General features: G+C 70.1%; 19 protein-coding genes and 1 pseudogene. 14 read left to right on the plus strand and 6 right to left on the minus strand.

Annotated elements, in window-relative coordinates; translation table 11 throughout:
- From BKE38_RS23750 to BKE38_RS23770, 5 genes and pseudogenes are all read right to left on the minus strand, one after another.
- Positions 1 to 215, minus strand: a pseudogene (locus BKE38_RS23750) (HlyD family type I secretion periplasmic adaptor subunit); the annotation flags it as partial.
- The gene (locus tag BKE38_RS23755) at positions 212 to 1,975 is read right to left on the minus strand and encodes a type I secretion system permease/ATPase (RefSeq protein WP_076959702.1); all 1,764 of its coding nucleotides are present in this window, start codon (positions 1,973 to 1,975) and stop codon (positions 212 to 214) included. The pseudogene BKE38_RS23750 and the gene BKE38_RS23755, both read right to left, overlap by 4 nt.
- A gap of 5 nt (positions 1,976 to 1,980) precedes the next feature.
- Positions 1,981 to 2,433, minus strand: a complete 453-nt coding sequence (locus tag BKE38_RS23760; RefSeq protein WP_076959703.1) for a hypothetical protein — start codon at positions 2,431 to 2,433, stop codon at positions 1,981 to 1,983.
- Between the two features lie 292 nt (positions 2,434 to 2,725).
- Positions 2,726 to 3,724: a glycosyltransferase gene (locus BKE38_RS23765; RefSeq protein ID WP_076959704.1), complete on the minus strand. Its 999-nt coding sequence runs from the start codon at positions 3,722 to 3,724 to the stop codon at positions 2,726 to 2,728.
- Positions 3,725 to 3,765: 41 nt separating this feature from the next.
- A complete protein-coding gene (locus BKE38_RS23770) occupies positions 3,766 to 4,185 on the minus strand; it encodes a GtrA family protein (RefSeq protein ID WP_076959705.1) in 420 nt (139 codons plus the stop codon).
- Positions 4,186 to 4,345: 160 nt separating this feature from the next.
- Here BKE38_RS23770 and BKE38_RS23775 point away from each other — a divergent pair, with 160 nt between their 5' ends.
- From BKE38_RS23775 to BKE38_RS23835, 13 genes are all read left to right on the plus strand, one after another.
- On the plus strand, positions 4,346 to 5,986 hold the full coding sequence (locus BKE38_RS23775) for an ABC transporter substrate-binding protein (protein ID WP_076959706.1): 1,641 nt from the start codon (positions 4,346 to 4,348) through the stop codon (positions 5,984 to 5,986).
- A 260-nt stretch (positions 5,987 to 6,246) separates the two neighbouring features.
- The gene (locus BKE38_RS23780; protein WP_076959745.1) at positions 6,247 to 7,833 is read left to right on the plus strand and encodes an ABC transporter substrate-binding protein; all 1,587 of its coding nucleotides are present in this window, start codon (positions 6,247 to 6,249) and stop codon (positions 7,831 to 7,833) included.
- A gap of 216 nt (positions 7,834 to 8,049) precedes the next feature.
- Positions 8,050 to 9,672, plus strand: a complete 1,623-nt coding sequence (locus BKE38_RS23785; RefSeq protein WP_207553655.1) for an ABC transporter substrate-binding protein — start codon at positions 8,050 to 8,052, stop codon at positions 9,670 to 9,672.
- Positions 9,673 to 9,681: 9 nt separating this feature from the next.
- The gene (locus BKE38_RS23790) at positions 9,682 to 10,623 is read left to right on the plus strand and encodes an ABC transporter permease (RefSeq protein ID WP_076959707.1); all 942 of its coding nucleotides are present in this window, start codon (positions 9,682 to 9,684) and stop codon (positions 10,621 to 10,623) included.
- A complete protein-coding gene (locus BKE38_RS23795; RefSeq protein ID WP_076959708.1) occupies positions 10,620 to 11,546 on the plus strand; it encodes an ABC transporter permease in 927 nt (308 codons plus the stop codon). The genes BKE38_RS23790 and BKE38_RS23795 overlap by 4 nt, the downstream gene beginning before the upstream one ends.
- Positions 11,547 to 11,551: 5 nt before the next feature.
- A complete protein-coding gene (locus BKE38_RS23800; RefSeq protein WP_076959709.1) occupies positions 11,552 to 12,544 on the plus strand; it encodes an ABC transporter ATP-binding protein in 993 nt (330 codons plus the stop codon).
- Positions 12,541 to 13,596, plus strand: coding sequence for an ABC transporter ATP-binding protein (locus BKE38_RS23805; RefSeq protein WP_076959710.1), 1,056 nt, complete (start codon positions 12,541 to 12,543; stop codon positions 13,594 to 13,596). The genes BKE38_RS23800 and BKE38_RS23805 overlap by 4 nt, the downstream gene beginning before the upstream one ends.
- Before the next feature lie 204 nt (positions 13,597 to 13,800).
- Positions 13,801 to 14,304 carry a (2Fe-2S)-binding protein gene (locus BKE38_RS23810; protein WP_076959711.1) on the plus strand — a complete coding sequence of 168 codons (504 nt, stop codon included), beginning with the start codon at positions 13,801 to 13,803 and terminating at the stop codon, positions 14,302 to 14,304.
- Positions 14,305 to 14,317: 13 nt separating this feature from the next.
- Complete coding sequence (locus BKE38_RS23815) at positions 14,318 to 15,112, plus strand: FAD binding domain-containing protein (RefSeq protein ID WP_076959712.1); 795 nt, start codon at positions 14,318 to 14,320, stop codon at positions 15,110 to 15,112.
- A gap of 136 nt (positions 15,113 to 15,248) precedes the next feature.
- Positions 15,249 to 16,514 carry an NAD(P)/FAD-dependent oxidoreductase gene (locus tag BKE38_RS23820; protein WP_076959713.1) on the plus strand — a complete coding sequence of 422 codons (1,266 nt, stop codon included), beginning with the start codon at positions 15,249 to 15,251 and terminating at the stop codon, positions 16,512 to 16,514.
- 5 nt (positions 16,515 to 16,519) lie between these two features.
- Positions 16,520 to 17,458, plus strand: a complete 939-nt coding sequence (locus BKE38_RS23825) for a cold-shock protein (protein WP_165694270.1) — start codon at positions 16,520 to 16,522, stop codon at positions 17,456 to 17,458.
- A gap of 197 nt (positions 17,459 to 17,655) precedes the next feature.
- A complete protein-coding gene (locus BKE38_RS23830; protein ID WP_076959714.1) occupies positions 17,656 to 18,339 on the plus strand; it encodes a hypothetical protein in 684 nt (227 codons plus the stop codon).
- Between the two features lie 104 nt (positions 18,340 to 18,443).
- The gene (locus tag BKE38_RS23835; protein WP_076959715.1) at positions 18,444 to 19,439 is read left to right on the plus strand and encodes a Bug family tripartite tricarboxylate transporter substrate binding protein; all 996 of its coding nucleotides are present in this window, start codon (positions 18,444 to 18,446) and stop codon (positions 19,437 to 19,439) included.
- Positions 19,440 to 19,507: 68 nt separating this feature from the next.
- Here the strand turns inward: BKE38_RS23835 and BKE38_RS23840 are convergent, their stop codons facing one another.
- Positions 19,508 to 20,257 carry an SDR family oxidoreductase gene (locus BKE38_RS23840; protein WP_242662551.1) on the minus strand — a complete coding sequence of 250 codons (750 nt, stop codon included), beginning with the start codon at positions 20,255 to 20,257 and terminating at the stop codon, positions 19,508 to 19,510.
- A 136-nt stretch (positions 20,258 to 20,393) separates the two neighbouring features.
- On the opposite strand from BKE38_RS23840, the gene BKE38_RS23845 reads away from it, so the two are divergent.
- A complete protein-coding gene (locus tag BKE38_RS23845; RefSeq protein WP_076959716.1) occupies positions 20,394 to 20,999 on the plus strand; it encodes a hypothetical protein in 606 nt (201 codons plus the stop codon).

Consider the following 20,999-nt stretch of genomic DNA (forward strand, 5'->3'; position numbering starts at 1 on the left):
ATCTGCCCGGGGGGGGTGGCGGCCTCGGCCAGCGGCGCGGTGAAGGACCAGGCGGCAAAGCCGCCGACGAAGAGGGCGATCGCCCCCAGGCCGAAGAGCAGCGTGCCGCGGGTGCGCGGGCGCGAGGCCTCGGGCGCCAGGTCGGGGGCGACCGGCGGCAGCGTGCTGACCGGGCGGTCGAGCGCGCCGCCTTGCGGAGTGGTGGTGATGCTCATGCGGCACCTCCGGGCTGGCTGGCGAGGCGGGGCGTGGGCTGGGCCGGGATCTCGGCCGGGCGCGGGCCCATCAGGCGCTTCAGAACCTCGGCCCGCGGCCCGAACATCTCCACCGCGCCATCCTTCAGCAGCAGCACCTTGTCGACATTCTGCACCAGCTGCGGCCGGTGCGAGACCAGCACCACGGTGCAGCCATTGGCCTTCAGCCCGTCCAGCGCCTTCTGCAGCGCGGCCTCGCTGTCGCCGTCCAGGTTGGAATTGGGCTCGTCGAGGACCACCAGCTTGGGCTGGCCGAACAGCGCCCGCGCCAGGCCCAGCATCTGCCGCTGGCCGCCCGACAGGTGCTGGCCGCCATCGCCGATCTCGGTGTCGTAGCCCGAGGGCAGGCGCAGGATCATGTCATGGCAGCCGGCCAGCTTGGCGGCGGCGAAGACATCCTCGGGCGTCGCATCGCCCATGCGGGCGATATTGGCGAAGACGGTGCCGTCGAACAGCTCGACATCCTGCGGCAGGTAGCCGACATGGCGGCCGAAATCCTCGCGCTTCCAGGTATAGACATCGGCGCCGTCGAGGCGGACCGAGCCGGCCGAGGGCGCGAGCGTGCCGATCAGCAGCCGGATCAGCGTGGTCTTGCCGGCCGCCGAGGGGCCGATGATGGCCAGGCTCTCGCTGGCGCTGAGCGCGAAGCTGACGCCCTTGATGATCGGCACGTTCTGGCCGGGCAGGCCATAGGTGACGCGTTCGGCCGAGAGCTTGCCGGTCGGGTCCGGCAGCGGCAGGCCGGGCGGGCGCAGCCGCGGCATGGCCAGGAAGGAGGAGAGGCGCTGCAGCGCCTGGCGGGCCTGGACCAGCCCCTTCCAGCCGCCGATCAGCTGCTCCACCGGGGCGAGCGCCCGGCCCATGATGATCGAGCCGGCGATCGAGGCGCCCGAGGTCAGCTGCTGCTGCAGCACCAGATAGGCGCCGACGCCGAGGATGGCCAGCTGCACCGCGAGGCGGAAGAACTTGGTGAGGGAGAGAAGAATGGCGGCGCGGTCGGCGGCCTGCTCCTGCGGCGCCACGGTCTCGGCGACGCCCGCGCGCCAGCGGCGCATGACGGCGGGCATCATGCCCATGCTGTCGATCACCTCGGCATTGCGGCTGAGCGCATCGACCCGGCGCTGCCCGGCCATGGCCGCGGTGTTGGCCTTCTTCAGCAGGTTCGAGGTGGTGACCTCGTTCAGCAGGGTCAGGATGAACAGCAGCACCGCGCCGCCGAGCGCGATCAGCCCCATGACGGGATGCAGCAGGAAGATGGCGGCGAGATAAATCGGCACCCAGGGGACGTCGTAGACGGCCAGCGCGCCGGGAGAGGCCAGCCAGGAGCGGCAGAAGCCCAGGTCGCGCAGCGCCTCCATCCGGTAGGGGCGGCCGCGCAGCTGGGATTCGAGGCCGCGCTCGAAGCCCTCGGGGGCGACGCGGGCCTCGATCCAGGCGGCGCAGCGCTGCATGACGCGGCCGCGCACCGCCTCCAGCACCGCCAGCAGGGCCAGGGCGGCCACGGCGATCAGGGTCAGGAACAGCAGGGTGTCGAGGCTGCGGGTGGCCAGCACCCGGTCGAAGACCTGCATCATGTAGAGCGAGACGGTCAGCTGCAGCAGGTTGACCATGCCGCTGAACAGGCCGACGGCGATGAATTCGCGGCGGCAGGCCTGGATGGCGCGGGACAGCGGCGTCGGCTCCTGCTGGCCGGGCATGGCCTGGCGCGGGGCGAGGGCCATGGCGGTCAGCCTGCGACCGGCAGGTGGCCGAGCCAGCCCGCGGTGATCGCGACCCAGCCGAGCCCGCCCGCCAGCAGCGTGGCGACGAAGCCGGCGACCACCAGCGTCAGGAAGCCGGGCGGCGACTTCATCCCCGCCAGCGCGCCGCGGGCGGCTTCCTGGCGGATGCTCTCGGCATGGTTGTGCAGATGGCGGAAGGACCAGTCGCCCAGCAGCTTCTCGGCCTCGGCGCGGCGCTGCGGCAGGCGCGTGGCGGCCTCGTCACCGGCGTCCTGGGCCAGGGCGAAGGCCAGCAGCGCGGTCACCCGGTCGCCGCCGGGGGCCAGGGCCAGCTCGCGCCAGCCGGGCGGCAGGGCCGAGGCCTGAGGTGGCTTGGCGCCGGGCGAGCTGCTGACGGCAGAGACGTCGGAACCGGCGTCGGAGGCCGCATCGGGCCGAAGGGGATGGGGCGCGGACATGCCGACGACAACTCCAGTCAAAAGGGCCCAGGGCGTGCGGGCCGGACGGATGTTTAGGCCGAACCGCGGGACCATAACAGGGCGGCCATACACGGCACGGCGGCATCAGGCCACCGGTTGAAACGAGACAGTTTTCTGGCGGCCGGCATCCCGCTGCCGGTCAATCGGCCACCCGCGGGCGGCGGCCCGATGGCTGGTCGCCGTCCGAAATCCCGTCCTGCCTAGGCCGGCTTTGTGACCGGGCTGTTGCCAGCCTGGAGCGCGGCCAGAGCGTGGCAGGTCGCCATCCGGGTCAACCAGGATGCACGGCCGGGGTTTCATCGAGCTTAGCGCCAGGCGCTGGCGAAAGGGTAGCAGGCTCACGACAACCCGGCCCTGCGATGGCGAGATAGGCGATGCGCCGCGCCTCCTGTCGGCCACGGGTAACGGTGTCGAGGATCAGCCCGACGGCCATTGCGAGAAAACTAAGCTGCAGGCAGCAGACCGAGGCCAGGAAGGTGGGCAGCCGCGGCACCAGCCCGCTTGCCAGATACGTGGTGAAAACCGGCGCGAAAAAGCCGATGGCGGCCAGCAGGAACAGGCCGGCGAGGGCGCCGAAGAAGGGCAGGGGACGCTCCCGCTGCAGCAGGGCCAGGATGGTTGCGAGAATCCGAGCGCCGTCATGGAAAGTGCGCAGCTTGGAGGCCGATCCGGCCGGCCGCGCGCCATAGGCCGAGCGGATCTCGCCGATCGGCATGCGCAGCTCGAGAGCATGCACGGTGAGCTCGGTCTCGATCTCGAATCCGCCGGACAAGGCTGGAAAAGATTTCACGAAGCGGCGTGACAGCATGCGGTAGCCGGAGAGCATGTCGGCCTGGCGGCGGCCGAAGATCGCGCCGACCAGCCCGGTCAGCAGCCGGTTGCCCCAGGCATGGCCGGGCCGATAGGCGGCGTCGCCCTGCCCGACGCGGACCGCGGTCACCATGTCGAGCCGCTTTGCCAGGGCCAGTGCCAGCATCGACGGCGCATCCGCCGCGTCGTAGGTTCCATCGCCATCGGCCATCAGGAAGAAATCGGCCTCGATGTCGGAGAACATGCGGCGCAGGACATTGCCCTTGCCCTGCAGCGCCTCCTCGCCGAGCCGGGCGCCGGCGGCGCGGGCGGCCGCCACCGTGCCGTCGGTCGAATTGTTGTCGTAGACGTGGATCTCCGCCCCCGGCAGCGCGGCGCGGAAGGCCGCGACCACGCCGGCGATGGCCACCGCCTCGTTGTGGCAGGGCAGCAGCACGGCGATGCGGGGGGCGGTCGGCATGGCGGGCGAAGCTCCGGCGTCTGCCTGCGACATGGGGTGGATCAGCCGGCGCGGAAGACGAAGCGGCGGCTCAGCAGAAAATTCCCCGCCATCCCGGCCAGCGACCCGGCGGCGACGCCGATCACCGGATGGGCGGCGGCGAGCGGCAGGCTGCCGACCAGGACAGCATAGGTGCCATAATTCACCGCGAAGCCCACCAGGTTGACCGCCAGGAACAGCGCCCATTGCTTTGCTGCGGGCGTGCCGGTCGCCTGGAAGGTCCAGGCCCGGTTCAGCGCCCAGTTGCCCGACGCTGCGGCGACATAGGACAGCACGCGGCCGAGATAGAGCCCGGCGCCGAGCTGCAGCGCGGCATAGAGCACCGCCGTGTCGACCAGGAAGCCGGCGGTGCCGACCACGCCGAAGCGCAGCATCTGGCCGATCAGCGCCACCTGGCCGGGGGAGAGGGGAAGGCTTCGCATGCCGCCCGGTTAAAGCCTGCGCCAGGCCGTTTCAGCAAGCCGCGCTGAAATCCGCAGGAACCGCGGGGTTTCCGGGGGGCGGCCCCCTTGCATCCTCGCAGGCCCTCGGCTTCCCTTCGCCGCGCAAGATCGGGCCGAAGGCCCCGGGGAGACCGAGAATATGTTCCGACGCCAATTGCTCAACGGCGCCGCCGCCATCGCCGCCGCCGCCACCGGCCTGCCGCGCGCGGCGGCCGCCCAGGGCGCCGCCCCCGCCGCGCCGGCGCCGGCCGCGCCGCGCGTGCTGAAGTTCATCCCCCAGGCCGACCTGGCGGTGGCCGATCCGATCATCACCACCGCCTATGTCTCGCGCAACCACGGCTACCTGATCTGGGACACGCTCTACGGCTTCGACCAGGACTACAAGCCGCAGCCGCAGATGGTGCAGTCGCACAGCGTCTCGCCGGACGGGCTGCAGGTCACCATGACGCTGCGCGATGGGCTGAAGTTCCATGACGGCGCGGCGGTGACGGCGAAGGACTGCGTCGCCTCGATCCGCCGCTGGGCGGCGCGCGACGCGCTGGGCCAGGTGATGGTGGCGACGCTGGCCGAGGAGGCCGGCAAGCCGACCGGCATCGCCGCGCCCGACGACAAGACCATCACCTTCAGCTTCAAGAAGCCTTTCCCGCTGCTCTTCGAGGCGCTGGGCAAGCCCGCGACCCCGGTCTGCTTCATGATGCCCGAGCGGCTGGCGAAGACCGACCCGGCCGTGCCGGTGAAGGAGATGATCGGCTCCGGCCCGTTCCGCTTCAAGGCGGATGAGCGGGTGCCCGGCGCCAAGATCGTCTATGAGCGCTTCGCCGATTACGTGCCGCGCGCCGATGGCGACATCAGCTGGACCGCCGGCCCGAAGAAGGCCAATTTCGACCGCATCGAATGGACCGTGATGCCGGATGCGGCGACAGCGTCCAACGCGCTGCAGAATGGCGAGGCCGATTGGTGGGAGCAGCCGCCGGGCGACCTGCAGGCCCTGCTGCGCCGCAACCGCAACGTCAACCTGGAGATCCAGGACCCGACGGGCCTGATGGCCATGGCGCGGTTCAACCACCTGCACCCGCCCTTCAACAACCCGGCGATCCGCCGGGCGCTGCTCGGCGCCGTCAACCAGGCCGATTTCATGACGGCGGTGATCGGCACCGACAAGAGCCTGTGGCGCGAGAATGTTGGCATCTTCACCCCCGACACCCCGCTGGCCAACGATGCCGGCATGGAGGTGCTGACCAGCCCGCGCGACTACGACAAGGTCAAGCGCGACCTGGCCGCCGCCGGCTACAAGGGCGAGAAGGTGGTGCTGATCGCGGCGTCCGACTTCCCCTCGCTGAACGCCCTGGCCCAGGTCGGCCATGACATGCTGAAGAAATGCGGCATGAACGTCGAATTCGTCTCCACCGACTGGGGCAGCGTCGTGCAGCGCCGCGCCAGCAAGGAACCGGTGGAGAAGGGCGGCTGGTCGATGTTCTTCACCTTCTGGGCCGGCGTGGACATGTTCAATCCGGGCGTCCAGCAGGCCATCCGCGGCCATGGCCAGTCCGCCTGGTTCGGCTGGCCCACCGCGCCGAAGCTGGAAGAACTGCGCACCGCCTGGTTCGAGGCGCCGGATCTGGCCGCGCAGCAGGAGATCGCCAGGCAGATCCAGCTGCAATGCTTCCAGGACGTGCCCTACCTGCCCTGCGGCCAGTATTTCCAGGCCTGGGCCTATCGCCGCAATCTCAGCGGCGTGCTGAAGGGGCTTCCCATGTTCTGGAATGTCCAGCGGAGCTGACGCGAATTGCCGCAGCGAGGCTGACCTAACCGGACTGCAATCCGCTTGGGCATCTGCTCTTCGCAGATGCAGCAAGGCGGGCGGGGCCTGGTCCCGCCCGCCTTTTTTCCGCCTTATTGCCCTTGCGGGCCGGGCGCTCTGCCTGTTCCATCCGGGACCTACAGGCGAGGCCCGACATCCGGGCGACAGGCGGCGGATGACGGGGAAGACCCCGCGCCGCCGCCGGCTTGCAGGGGAGTGGGTGGATGCAGGGATCCGGTCTGAACCGGCGTGGTTTCCTTGGCGCAGGCGCGCGGCTGGGCCTGGCGGCGACGCTGTCCCGGCCGGCGGTGGCGCAGAATGCCGCCGCCCAGGTGCTGCGGGTGATCCCGCAGGCGAATCTGACCAGCCTCGATCCCTTCTGGACCACCGCGGTGGTCACGCTGAACCACGGCTACCTGGTCTATGACACGCTGACCGCGGTCGATTCCAAGGGCGTGCCCAAGCCGCAGATGGCCGAGGGCTGGGAGGTTGGCGACGAGGGCCGCAGCTGGACCTTCACCCTCCGGCAGGGCCTGCGCTTCCATGACGGCGCGCCGGTGCTGGCGCGGGACTGCGTCGCCTCGGTGACCCGCTGGGCCAAGCGCGACGCCTTCGGCCAGGTGCTGTGGATGGCGGTGGATGCGCTGGAGGCGCTGGACGACCGCCGGCTGCGCTTCCGGCTGAAGATGCCCTTCCCCTATCTGGCGCTGGCCTTGGGCAAGAGCTCCTCGCCGGCCTTCATCATGCCGCAGCGCCTGGCCGAGGTGGATGCCTTCACCCAGATCCGCGAGGCGATCGGCAGCGGCCCCTTCCGCTTCATCGCCAATGAGTGGAATCCCGGGCAGAAGGCGGTCTGGGAAAAATTCGCGCAGTACGTGCCGCGGGATGAGGCAGCCGACGGGCTGGCCGGCGGCAAGATGGCAAAAGTGCCGCGCGTCGAGTGGACGGTGATCAGCGATCCGGCGACGGCGGCGGCGGCCATGTCGACCGGTGAGCAGGACTACTGGGAATATCCGCTGCACGACCTGCTGCCGATGCTGAAGCGCTCACGCGACCTGGTGGTGCAGCAGCGGCTGACCGAAGGCACCTATGGCTGCCTGCGCCTCAACCACCTGCAGAAGCCCTTCGACAATGTGGCCATCCGCCGCGCCGTCGCCATGGCCGTCGACCAGCGCGACTATCTGCGCGCGGTGGCCGGCGAGGGGCCGGATGCCTGGGGCGAATGCCCGGGCGTCTTCACCTGCGGCACGCCGCTGTCGAACGAGACCGGCAGCGGGATCCTGAAGACGCGCAATGTCGAGCAGGCCCGCGCCGCCCTGAAGGCCGCCGGCTATGCGGGCGAACGCGTCGTGGTGGTAGCGCCTGGCGATTATCCCCAGATCAATGCCCTGTCCCTGGTCACCGCCGATTTGCTGCAGCGCATCGGCATGAATGTTGAACTGGTTTCAACGGACTGGGGGACTTTGGTGCAGCGGCGCACGAGCCGCGAGCCGGTCGAGAAGGGCGGCTGGAGCGTCTTCCACACGACCTCGCCGGGCACCTCCTTGAACCTGCCGCCGATCCATCTGATGCTGCGGGCCAATGGCAAGGATGCATGGTTCGGCTGGCCCGACGACCCCGAGATCGAGCGGCTGCGCGCGGCCTGGCTGCAGGCGGCCGATGCGGCCGAGGGCAAGCGGATCGCCGACGCGCTGAATGCCCGCGCCATGGACACCATCCCCTACATCCCGCTCGGCTTCTACTGGCAGCCCTCGGTCTGGCGCCGCAGCCTGGCCGGCGTGCAGCCTTCTTCCTCGACCACCTTCTGGAACATCGAGAAGACGTAGCGGTCCCACGCCGCAAGTGGCACGCTATGTGCGGGGCGATCGCCGAAGGCGGAGCGGCAGCTTCGCCAGGGCGGCCGCCGCTCGGGGCTGGTCCCCGGACAGACGACAAGAAGACGGCCGAATGGCCGCACGCCAGAGCAGGGCAGGCGGGGGCTTCCCCCGCCAGGGGCATCAAGGGGGCGGCCGCAAAGGCCGCGGGGCTGGGAGACGAAGGGTATGACGATCGAGCGACGTTCCCTCTTCAAGGTCGCGGGAGCATCGGCGCTGGCCGCCGGCGGCCTCGGCAGCCTGGCGGCGCCAGCGCTGGGCCAGGGCGCCGCGGGCGGCGCCAGTGCCCGCACGCTGCGCTTCGTGCCGCAGGCGAACCTCGCCAATTTCGACCCGATCTGGGGCACCCAGTATGTCGTGCGCAACGCCGGCATGCTGGTCTGGGACACGCTCTACGGCCTCGACGAGAATCTGGCGCCGCAGCGGCAGATGGTCGAGCAGGAGGAGGTGTCCGCCGACGGGCTGACCTGGACCTTTAAGCTGCGCGAGGGGCTGAAGTTCCACGACAACACCCCGGTCACCTCGAAGGACGTGGTCGCCAGCCTGGCGCGCTGGGCGGTGCGCGACCCGATGGGGCAGATGATCCGCGCCATCCAGCAGGAGCTGGTCGCGGTCGACGACCGCAGCTTCCGCTGGGTGCTGAAGGAGCCCTATCCGAAGATGCGGCTGGCGCTGGGCAAGAACAATGCGCCCTGCAGCTTCATCATGCCGGAGCGGATCGCCAGGACCGATCCGTTCCAGCAGATTACCGAATATGTCGGCTCCGGCCCGTTCCGCTTCGTGCGCGAGGAATGGGTGCCCGGCGCCCGCGCCGTGTTCCAGAAGTTCGACGGCTACGTGCCGCGCGCCGAGCCGGCCTCCTGGATGTCGGGCGGCAAGCGGGCGATGGTCGACCGCGTCGAATGGGTCGTCATGCCCGACCCGGCGACGGCTGCGGCGGCGCTGCAGAACGGCGAGGTCGACTGGTGGGAGAACCCGATCTCCGACCTGGTGCCGCTGCTCAAGCGCAACCGCAACATCAACATCGACATCGCCGATCCGCTGGGCAACATCGGCAGCTTCCGCATGAACCACCTGCATGCGCCCTTCAACGATGTGCGCGCCCGCCGCGCCGTGCTGATGGCGCTGAGCCAGGAGGACTACATGCGCGCGCTGGTCGGCGACAGTTCCGACCTGTGGAAGTCGCTGCCCTCCTTCTTCACGCCGGGCACGCCGCTCTACACCGAGGCGGGCGGGGACCTGCTGAAGGGCCGGCGCGACTACGACGCCGCCAAGAAGCTGCTGGCGGAGACCGGCTACAAGGGCGAGCCGATCACCCTGGTCGTGGCGCAGGACCAGCCGATCACCAAGGCCTTCGGCGATGTCAGCGCCGACCTGCTGAAGCGCATCGGCATGAATGTCGACTTCGTCGCCACCGACTGGGGCACGGTCGGCAGCCGGCGCGCGCTGAAGACGCCGCCCAGCCAGGGCGGCTGGCATATCTTCCACAGCTGGCATGCCGGGGCTGACTGCATCAATCCCGCCGCCTATACCGCCCTGCGGGCCAATGGCGACGGCGCCTGGTTCGGCTGGCCGAAGAGCGACGCCGTCGAGGCGGCGCGCAACGAGTGGTTCGCCGCTCCCAACCTGGAGGCCGAGAAGGCGGCTGTTGCCAAGATGAACAAGGAAGCCATGGAGTTCGGGCTTTACGCCCCCACCGGCTTCTTCCTGTCCTACCAGGCCTGGCGGAAGAACGTGAGCGGCGTCGTGAAGGCGCCGATCCCGTTCTTCTGGGGCGTCACCAAGAGCTGATCGAAGAGCATGTTCGCCTACATCATCCGACGTTGCCTGGCGACCATCCCCGTGATGGCGATCGTCGCCTTGTTTGTCTTCAGCCTGCTCTACATCGCCCCGGGTGACCCGGCGGCGGTGATCGCGGGCGACCAAGCCACGCCGGCTGATGTGGAGCGAATCCGCGCCAGCCTTGGCCTGGACCGCCCCTTCCTGGTGCGGTTCGGCGAATGGGTGTTCCGCATCATCCAGGGCGACCTGGGGGTGTCGATCTTCACCAACCTGCCGGTCACCCGCATGATCGCGCAGCGCATCGAGCCGACGCTGTCGCTGATGGTGGTGACGCTGATCCTGGCGGTCACCATCGCCGTGCCGATGGGCGTCATTGCCGCCTGGAAGTCGGGCAGCTGGATCGACCGCGCCGTCATGGGCTTCGCGGTGCTCGGCTTCTCGGTGCCGGTCTTCGTGGTCGGCTACCTGCTGGCCTATTGGTTCGCCCTAGAGCTCGACTGGTTCCCGGTGCAGGGCTACACGCCCTTCGAGCGCGGCTTCGGCCCGTGGATCTCGAACCTGGTGCTGCCGGCGATCGCGCTGGGCGGCGTCTATATCGCGCTGATCGCCCGCATCACCCGCGCCACCATGCTGGAGGTCCTGCAGCAGGACTATATCCGCACGGCGCGTGCCAAGGGCGCCAACCAGGCCACCATGCTGTTCGTGCATGCGCTGAAGAACGCGGCCGTGCCGATCGTCACCGTCATCGGCATCGGCGTCGCCCTGCTGATCGGCGGCGCCGTGGTCACCGAAAGCGTCTTCGCCATCCCCGGCCTGGGCCGGCTGACGGTCGACGCCATCCTGCGCCGTGACTATCCGGTCATCCAGGGCGTGATCCTGATGTTCTCCTTCGTCTACGTGCTGGTCAATCTGCTGATCGACCTGAGCTACACCCTGTTCGACCCGAGGATCCGGTATTGAGCACCTCCCTCCAGCCCCCCCGGGCCTCCGTGCCGGAGGGCGTCGCGGTCGCGGCGCCCCTGCCGGACATCATGCAGCCCAAGGTGGCCCGCAAGGGCTTCCTCGGCTATCTGCTGCGCCATCCGACCATCGCCTTCGGCGGCTTCCTGCTGCTGGTGATGTTCTGCGTCGCCATCTTCGCGCCCTTCCTGTTCACCAAGGACCCGACGGCGCTGGCGCCGGTGATGCGGACCCGCGACCCGTCGGCGGCGCATTGGTTCGGCACCGACATGCTGGGCCGCGACGTCTACAGCCGCGTGCTCTACGGCACCCGCGTCTCGCTGATGGTGGGCTTCGGCGTGGCCTTCTGCGCCTCGGTGATCGGCCTGACCATCGGCCTGGTCTCCGGCATGGTGCGCTGGGCCGACAGCATCATCATGCGCGTCATGGACGGGCTGATGTCGATCCCGTCGATCCTGCTGGCCATCGCGCTGATGGCGCTGACCCGCGGCTCGGTCGGCAACGTCATCCTGGCCATCACCATCGCCGAGATCCCGCGCGTCTCGCGCCTGGTGCGCGGCGTGGTGCTCAGCCTGCGTGAGCAGCCCTATGTCGATGCGGCCATCGCCTGCGGCACCCGCACCCCGGTGATCATCTGGCGCCACATCCTGCCCAACACCCTGGCGCCGATGACCGTGCAGGCCACCTATATCTGCGCCAGCGCGATGATCACCGAAGCCATCCTGTCCTTCATCGGGGCCGGCACGCCGCCGATCATCCCGTCCTGGGGCAACATCATGGCCGAGGGCCGCGCGCTCTGGCAGGTGAAGCCGTATATCGTCTTCTTCCCCGCCCTGTTCCTGTCCATCACCGTGCTGGCGGTGAACCTGCTGGGCGACGGCCTGCGGGATTCGCTCGACCCGCGGCTCGCGAAGCGGGTGTAAAGACCATGGCCCTTCTCGAAGTCGAGAACCTGCAGACCCATTTCCGCACCCCCGACGGCGGCGTCAACCGCGCCGTCGACGGGCTCTCCTTCAACGTGGAGGCGGGCCAGACCGTCGCCATCGTCGGCGAGTCCGGCTGCGGCAAGTCGGTCACCTCCATGTCGATCCTGCGGCTGATCCCGGAGCCGCCGGGCCAGATCGCCGGCCAGATCCGCTTCAACGGCAAGAACCTGCTCGACCTCAGCGACCGCGAGATGCGCGCCATCCGCGGCAACGAGATCAGCATGATCTTCCAGGAGCCGATGACCTCGCTGAACCCGGTGCTCAGCATCGGCAAGCAGATCGGCGAGGCGCTGCGGCTGCATCAGGGGCTGTCGCGCAGCCAGGCCGAGGCCAAGGCGGTCGAGATGCTGACGCTGGTCGGCATCCCGGCCCCCGACAAGCGGGTCAAGGAATACCCGCACCAGCTGTCAGGCGGCATGCGGCAGCGGGTGATGATCGCCATCGCGCTCGCCTGCAACCCGAAGCTGCTGATCGCGGACGAGCCGACCACCGCGCTCGACGTGACCATCCAGGCGCAGATCCTCGACCTGATGCGCGACCTGAAGCACCGCGTCGGCGCCGCCATCGTGCTGATCACCCATGACCTCGGCGTCGTTGCCGAGGTCGCCGAGCGGGTGATCGTCATGTATGCCGGCCGCAAGGTGGAGGAGGCGCGCGTCGAGGACCTGTTCCGCGCGCCGAAGCACCCCTACACGCAAGGCCTGCTCGGCGCGGTGCCGAAGCTCGGCTCCTCGCTCGACGGCACCAGCGAGCGCCTGGCCGAGATCCCCGGCCTGGTGCCCAGCCTGAAGCAGAAGCTGCAGGGCTGCGTCTTCGCCAGCCGCTGCCCGCAGGTCACCGAGCTGTGCCGCACCGCGGCGCCGGCGCTCGAGGAGAAGGCGCCGGCCCATATCGCCGCCTGCCATTACGCGGTGAAGGAGGCCGTCCCGGCATGAGCACGACCATCGCCAAGCCCATGCCGCGCCATGCCGGCGCGCTGCTCGAGGTCAACGACCTGAAGAAGCACTTCCCGATCAAGGCGGGCTTCTTCGGCGGCACCACCGGCCATGTCTATGCGGTCGACGGCGTCTCCTTCCACATCGAGAAGGGCGAGACGCTGTCGCTGGTGGGCGAATCCGGCTGCGGCAAGTCGACCGTCGGCAAGGCGCTGCTGCGGCTGTTCCCGCCGACCGCCGGGCAGGTGGTGCTCGACGGCCAGCGCATCGACGACCTGTCCCAAGGCAAGCTGCGGCCGATCCGCCGGCGCGTCGGCGTGGTCTTCCAGGACCCGTTCTCCAGCCTCAACCCGCGCATGCGGGTGAAGGACCTCCTCGCCGAGCCGATCCGCAACTACGGCCTGGCCAAGGATTCGGCCGACCTGGACGAGCGCGTCGCCAAGCTGATGGACACCGTCCGCCTGCCGCGCGACGCGGTGAACCGCTGGCCGCATGAGTTCTCCGGTGGCCAGCGCCAGCGCATCTGCATCGCCCGCGCCCTGGCCGGCGAGCCCGACCTGATCATCTGCGACGAGGCGGTCTCGGCGCTGGACGTCTCGGTCAAGGCGCAGATCGTCAACCTGCTGCAGGACCTGCAGAAGGAGCTCGGCCTGGCGCTGCTGTTCATCAGCCACGACCTGGCCATCGTCGAGCATATGACGCATCGCGTCGCGGTGATGTATCTCGGCAAGATCGTCGAGATCGCGCCGCGCCGCGAGCTGTTCTCGGCGCCGAAGCACCCCTACACCGAGGCGCTGCTCTCGGCCGTGCCGGTGCCGGAGCCGGGGGCGGCGCGCAAGCGCATCGTGCTGAAGGGCGATGTGCCCAGCCCGATCAACCCGCCGAAGGGCTGCCGCTTCCACACGCGCTGCCCCTATGCCTTCGACCGCTGCCGGACCGACGAGCCGCAGCTGCAGCAGACCGAGCCCGGCCAATGGGCGGCCTGCCACCTGCACGACCTGCCCGCGGTGAAGAACCCGCTGGCCCGCAGCGCGCCGAAGCTGGCCTCCTAAGCCCGCATCGCCGATCCGAACCGGCCCCGGGGGAGCGATCCCCCGGGGCTTTTTCATGGGCCGGTATTGCAAACGCCTCGCAATTGCGATAGCTGGGAGCAAGAACCTTTCAAGCGGCCGCTTGACGGGCTGCGGTCGGTTGGGGGAGCCTTGCCATCCAGGGACGCTGCGGGGCGCGGCGCCTTTTGCATGGGGAGAGGCGGCATGCCGCAAGTCACGCTGGCCGTGAATGGCACCAGCCACACGGTGGAGGTCGAGGCGCGGACCCTGCTGGTCGAGGTGCTGCGCGAGAAGCTTCGCCTGACGGGCACGCATGTGGGCTGCGACACCAGCCAGTGCGGCGCCTGCGTGGTGCATCTGGACGGCGACAGCGTGAAGGCTTGCACCATCCTGGCGATCCAGGCCGAGGGCACGCAGATCACCACCATCGAGGGGCTGGCCGCGGCCGACGGCACGCTGCACCCGATGCAGGAAGCCTTCCGCGAGTACCACGCGCTGCAATGCGGCTTCTGCACCCCGGGCATGGTGATGAGCGCCATCGACCTGGTGCAGAAGCATCCGCAGGGCCTGTCGGAGCAGGAGATCCGCGAGGGTCTCGAGGGCAATATCTGCCGCTGCACCGGCTATCATAACATCGTCAAGGCGATCGCCGCGGCGGCCGATGTGATGCAGGGCCGGGCCGGCCAGCTCGCCAGCGCGGCCGAGTGAGGGGAGGGGCGCGATGTACGACTTCACCTATCACAAGCCCGCCTCCGTCGCCGATGCGGTGGCGATCCTGGCCGCCGATCCGGACGCCAAGCCGATCTCGGGCGGCATGACGCTGCTGCCGGCGCTGAAGCACCGGCTGAACCGGCCGAGCGCGCTGGTCGACCTGTCCGGCATCGCCGAGCTGCGCGGCATCCGCCAGGACGGCGGCGCGCTGGTGATCGGCGCCATGGTCAAGCATTACGAGGTGGCGACCGACAGCCAGGTGATGGCGGCGATCCCGGCGCTGGCGCGGATGGCGTCCACCATCGGCGACACCCAGGTGCGCAACCGCGGCACGATCGGCGGGAGTCTCGCCAACAACGACCCGGCCGCCGACTATCCGGCCGCGGCGCTGGCGCTGCGCGCCACGCTGATCACCGACCGCCGCCGCATCAGCGCCGACGATTTCTTCCTGGGCATGTTCACCACCGCGCTGGAGCCCGACGAGCTGCTGGTCGCCGTGTCCTTCCCGGTGCCGCAGAAGGCGGGTTACGCCAAGCTGCGCAACCCGGCGAGCCGCTATGCGATGGCCGGCGTCTTCGTGGCGCAGGGCCCGCAGGGTGTCGGCGTCGGCGTGAACGGCGCCGGGCCCTGCGCCTTCCGCCAGGCCGAGATGGAGGCCGCGCTGTCGGCCGCCTGGTCGGTGGAGTCGGTGGCGGCCGTGAAGCAGTCTCCCGACGAGCTGAACAGCGACATTCATGGCAGCGCCGAGTACCGGGCGAATCTGGTGACGGTGATGGCGAAGCGCGCGGTGGCTGACGCCGGCTGAGCGGGCGTCGCCGCAGGCGCGCCCGAGAACCGACAGAAAGAGAAGGGGGTCCGGGGGAATTCATTGCCCCGGGCTCTTTCTTTTTCCGCGCCCCGGCGCGAGACAGGGATCAGGTTTGTCCTTGGTCCGGGTCTCCATGCAGCAAGAGCATGTCGTCGTCATCGGTGCGGGCATCGTCGGTGCCGTGACCGCGTTGCAGGCGGCGAAGGCCGGCTATCGCGTCACGATCCTCGAGCCGGGCGAGCCTGGCGGCGAGCAGGCGGCGAGCTACGGCAATGGCGCCTGGCTGTCGCCGCAATCGGTGATTCCGCCGGCGGGGCCGGGGACCTGGCGGAAGGTGCCGGGCTATCTGCGCGATCCGCTGGGCCCTCTGGCGATCCGCTGGCGCTACCTGCCGAAGGTGCTGCCCTGGCTGGCGCGCTACCTGTGGTCGGGCTGGACCGAGGCCAGGGTCCTGAAGATCGCCCAGGCGCTGCGGCCGCTGCTGGCCGATGCGCCGGCGCGGCATCAGGCGCTGGCCGAGGAGGCCGGCGTCGGCCATCTGATCGTGCGCAACGGCCTGATGTACATCTATCCCGACCGCGCGGCCTATGAGGCCGAGGCGCTGGGCTGGCGGATCCGGCGGCAGCTCGGCTTCGCCTGGCGCGAGGTGGAGCGCGACGAGCTGCGGCAGCGCGAGCCTTCGCTGGATCCGCGCTACGGCTTCGGCGCGCTGTTCGAGCAGGGCGGGCATTGCCGCAACCCGGGCGCCTATGTGGCGGCGCTGGTGCAGCTGGCGCAGCGGCATGGCGCGGTGCTGCAGCGGCAGGCCGCGACCGGCTTCCGCATCGAGGGCGGGCGGCTGAAGGCGGTGCTGACGGGCGCCGGCGAGATCGCCGCCGACAAGGCGGTGATCGCCGCCGGGGCTCGGTCGAAGGCGCTGGCGGCGGCGGCGGGCAGCCGGGTGCCGCTGGAGACCGAGCGCGGCTACCACGCGGTGCTGGCCGCGCCGGAGGTCGGGCCGCGGATCCCGCTGATGCCGTCCGATGGCAAGATGGCGGTGACGATGACGGAGACCGGGCTGCGCGTCGCCGGCCAGGTGGAGATCGCCGGGCTCGAGGCGGCGCCGAACTGGAAGCGCGCCGAGATCCTGCGCGACTATCTGCTGAAGGCGTTCCCCGGGCTGCCGCGGGACCTGCCGGCCGAGCGGATCAAGGTCTGGATGGGGCACCGGCCGAGCATGCCGGACGGGCTGCCCTGCATCGGCGTGGCGCGGGACTCGGCGGATGTGGTGCTGGCCTTCGGGCATGGCCATGTCGGGCTGGTCTCCGGGCCGGCGACGGCCGAGGCCGTGTTAACGATTCTGCAACGGCGTTCCCCGGATATTGCTCTGGAAGCCTACGATCCGCAGCGATTCGACTAGCAATCGTGGCGCAGGGGTGCGACAGTGTAGCCAGTCGGTTCTACATCCCGTGGGGCCGCGCACTTTTACGGATTATAGACGCAGTGCTTCCGGATAACGATTCGCAGGGCAGCGCCGGGGCCATCGAGGCCGAGGTCAAGTGGTACAACGGTCGCAAGGGTTTCGGCTTCGTGCTGGGCCCGGATGGCCAGGATGTGTTCTTCCACGCCTCGGCTCTGACCGAGGCCGGGATCGAACCGCCCGAGACCGGCGACAAGCTGGTCTGCGAGATCGGCACGGACCGTCAGGGCCGCCGGCTGGTCACCAAGATTTTTGAGCGGAAGCTTGGCCCCGGCGCTCCGGCCGGCGGCGACCGCCCGCGCCGCGACTTCGGCGCCCCCGGCGGCTTCGGCGATCGTCCGCCGCGCCGCGACTTCGGCGACCGTCCCCCGCGCCGTGACTTCGGCGACCGCGGTGGTTTCGGCGGCGGCTTTGGTGGCGGTGGTGGCGGCTTCGGCGATCGTCCGCCGCGTCGCGACTTCGGTGCGCCGGGCGGCTTCGGTGGCGGCGGTGGCTTCGGCGATCGTCCGCCGCGCCGTGACTTCGGTGGCGGCGGCTTCGGCGGCGGCGACCGTGGTGGTTTCGGTGGTGGCGGCTTCGGCGGCGGCGATCGTGGCGGCTTCGGCGGCCCGCGCTCCTTCGGCGACCGTCCGCCGCGCCGCGACTTCGGCGGCGGCCGCGACGAGGGTGGCCCGACCGAGTCCGTGAACGGCACCGTCAAGTGGTTCGACCAGGTCCGTGGCTTCGGCTTCGTGACGCCGGATGACGGCGGCGCGGATGTCTTCCTGCACAGCTCGGTGCTGCAGCGCGCCGGCAAGCAGGATGTGCAGCAGGGCGAGAAGCTGGCGCTGGAGGTCCGTCAGGGCCAGCGCGGCCGCCAGGCCGTGATCCTGAAGGGCGAGTAATCCGGCCCGCCCTGCCTTCGGGCGGGGTACACGGAAGCGTGTTGACCCTCGGTGCCCCTGGCGCCGGGGGTTTTCGCATTGTTCAGCCTGCGTTCAGCATTGCGCCGCCACACTCCCGGGGCAGCCACCGGTCCGGCCGGAGGGAAACGCCCCAAGGGAAGAGCCCAATGATCGTCGAACCAGGATTTCCGCAGCCCATGATCTCCACCGGCGGGGGGCGTCCCGCGACGGGGCCGGAAGCCGGGCTGGCGGCGACGGCCCGGCTGGACGGCATCCTCTCCTTCGGCCGGCAGCTGAGCAGCGCCAAGGCGCTGCTGGATGTGGTGCGGCAGGTGCTGGAAGACGTCTCGGTCATGGTGGACGAGGCTAGCCGCATCCTCGGCGTGCTGAGCGAGCCCGGGCTGCCCAGCGCCTCCTGGGAGGCGGCGACGCTGCGCTACCAGCATGCGGTGCATGAGGTGGTCGGGCTGCTGGCGGCCTCGCGCAATGTCGGCCACATGCTGCTGCAGGGGGAGGACAGCCAGGGGCTGGTCGCCGTCGGGCTGCAGCGGATGGAGCGGATCGCCAGCCTGCTGCCGCGGGTGCCGGCGGACCATCATGCGGCGCATCAGGCGGCGGAGAATTTCGCGCCGGTGCAGCGCAGCCTGGAGGAGGCGCGCAGCCGGCTGGAGGAGGCGCATCGCTCGGTCGAGGCGCAGCTGGCCATGGCGCTGGAGCGGATGGACGACGAAAGCGCTGCCCTGGGCGCGATGGAGGATACTGACGTGCTGAAGGAGGCGGCGCGGCTGCAGGCGCTGCAGATCCGGCAGCAGCTGGCCGGGCATGCCATCGGGCTGGGCGCGCTGGTGCCCCGATGCCTGCAGGACCTGCGCCAGTTTTAGGCAAAGCGCGGCTGGCAGGCTGGGATTTTTAGGAAAGGCGGGTTCCCGGGAGGGTGATGGCAGGGATAACCTCTGCGTAACAAACACCACGGGATTGGCTTTCGATGCGTCGTTCTTTCCTCGGCCTGGCGGTTGCCGGTCTGCTGCCCCTCCTGGCTCCCCTGGCGGCGGGGGCGCAGGAAGCGCCCTGGCCGAACCGGCCGATCACCCTGATGGGCGGCTTCCCGAACGGGGCCGGCACCGACATCTATTCGCGCAAGCTGGCCGAGCCGCTGTCGCGGGCGCTGGGCGTGCCGGTTGTGGTGGACAGCCGCTCGGGCGCTGGCGGCAATATCGCCAGCGACCTCGTCGCCAAGGCGCGGCCGGATGGCTACCTGTTCCTGTTCGGCACCGCCGGCACCCACGCCATTAACGCCTCGCTGTATCGCAGCCTGCCCTTCGACGTGGTCAAGGACAGCACAGCGATCACCCATCTGGGCGACGTGCCGAACGTGCTGACGGTCAGCGCCGAGAAGCGGCCGCAGCTGAACAGCTGCCAGGCGGTGCTGGCGGCGGCGCGGGCGAAGCCGGGATCGCTGAACTACGCCTCGACGGGCAACGGGGCCTCGACGCATCTGGCCGGCGCCCAGTTCGCCCAGGTCACCAATATCGACATCGTGCATGTGCCGTTCCGCGGCCAGCCGGGGGCGCAGACGGCGCTGCTGGCCGGCGATGTCGACCTGTTCTTCAACCAGTCGGGGCCGGCGATCGGCTATATCAGCCAGGGTCAGGTGCGCGGGCTGGCGGTGACCACGGCGAAGCGCCTGCCGGCGCTGCCGGACGTGCCGACGGTGGCCGAGGCCTGCAACCTGCCGGGCTTCGACAGCAGCACCTGGTACGGCATCTTCGCGCCGCCCGGCCTGCCGCCGGCGATCGCCGAGCGGATGAATGCCGAGATCCAGAAGATCATCAGCACCGACGACTTCAGGACGTGGCTGGTGGAGAGCCAGGGCATCACGCCCAGCACGCTGACGACCTCGGCCGAGTTCCGCGCGCTGCAGGAGCGCGACATCGCCCGCTGGGCCGAGGTGGTGCGCCGCTCCGGCGCCCAGGTCGACTGAACGAATAGAAGGAGATGATGGGGGCCTGGGGGAAGAATACCTTCTTCCCCCAGCCTTGCTTGTCCTGCTTACCCGCGCCCGACGAAGGGCATCTTGGTGGCCATGATCGTCATGAACTGCACGTTGGTATCCAGCGGCAGGTTGGCGATCTGGACGACGGCATTGCCGACATGGCGGGCGTCCATGCGCGGCTCGACCATGCTGGTGCCATTCGCCTGGGGCACGCCCTTGGTCATGCGGTCGGTCATCTCCGTCGCCGCATTGCCGATGTCGATCTGGCTGCAGGCGATGTCCCACTTGCGCCCGTCGAGGCTGATCGACTTGGTCAGGCCGGTGATGGCATGCTTGGTCGCGGTATAGGGCGCCGAGCCCGGCCGCGGCGCATGGGCGCTGATCGAGCCGTTGTTGATGATGCGGCCGCCGACCGGATCCTGGTGCTTCATGATCCGGTAGGCTTCCTGGGCGCAGAGGAAGGCGCCGTTCAGATTGGCCGCGACCACGCCGAACCAGTCCTCATGGGTGAGCTCGTCGAAATCGACCGAAGGGCTGCCGCGCCCGGCATTGTTGAACAGCAGGTCCAGGCGGCCCCATTTCTGCTTCACCGCGGCGAAGAGGCCGGCCACCGACGCCGCGTCGCCGACATCGGTCGCGACCGGCAGGCAGCGATCGGCGCCGCCGCCGGCGGCGGCCACCGTCGCCTCCAGCGCCTCGGCGCGCCGGCCGGCAAGGGCCACGCTCCAGCCCGCTTCCAGCAGCGCCAGCGCGGCGGCGCGGCCGATGCCGCTTCCCGCGCCAGTGACGACGGCGATCTTGCTCATGGACGTTTCTTCCTTCATGCAGGGCTGGGTCGGCCGCAGGGTGCGGCCAGCGGCCCGGGAGTGCAAGCCACCCTCAGGCTTGGCCTCCGGCGATGACCTGCGGCCCCGCGCGCGGGGCGGCGAAGGAGCCTGCCGAATGAAGCATCCGACAATCGCCGCGGCCGCGGCCGCCCTGCTGGTGGCGCTGCCGGCAGTGGGGCAGCAGCCCGCCCCGGCGCAGCTGCGGCCGCAGCGCGACGTGGCGGTGACCTACCGGATGACCGCCGGCAACCGCCCGCCGCAGACCGTCGCCGCCAGCTGGCTGGCGGCGGCGCAGCGGCTGCGGATCGAGCCGCCGGGCCTGCCGGGCTGGCTGCTGCTCGACCTGCCGTCGAGCCAGGCGCAGATGGTGATGGACAGCACGCGGATGGTGGTCCGGCTGCCGGGCAAGGGGCCCTGGCCGATGCTGGACAGCCTGCCGGCCGGAACGCGGATGACGCCGGCGGGCAGCGCGACAGTGGCCGGGCTGCGCTGCGACAACTGGCAGGTGGTGAATCGCGAGGGCACCGGCCAGGTCTGCCTGACCGCTGATGGGGTGATGCTGCGCGGCAGCGGCACGCATGACGGGCAGCAGGGCAGCCTGGAGGCGACCAGCGTCGCCTATGTCGCGCAGGATCCGGCGCGGTTTCAGGTGCCGCCGGGCTACCAGGCGGTCAGCCTGCCGCAGGGCCTGCCCTCGGGGCTGATCCCGGGGATGCGCTGA

It is taken from the genome of Teichococcus deserti (assembly GCF_001982615.1).
Classification (GTDB): domain Bacteria; phylum Pseudomonadota; class Alphaproteobacteria; order Acetobacterales; family Acetobacteraceae; genus Pseudoroseomonas; species Pseudoroseomonas deserti.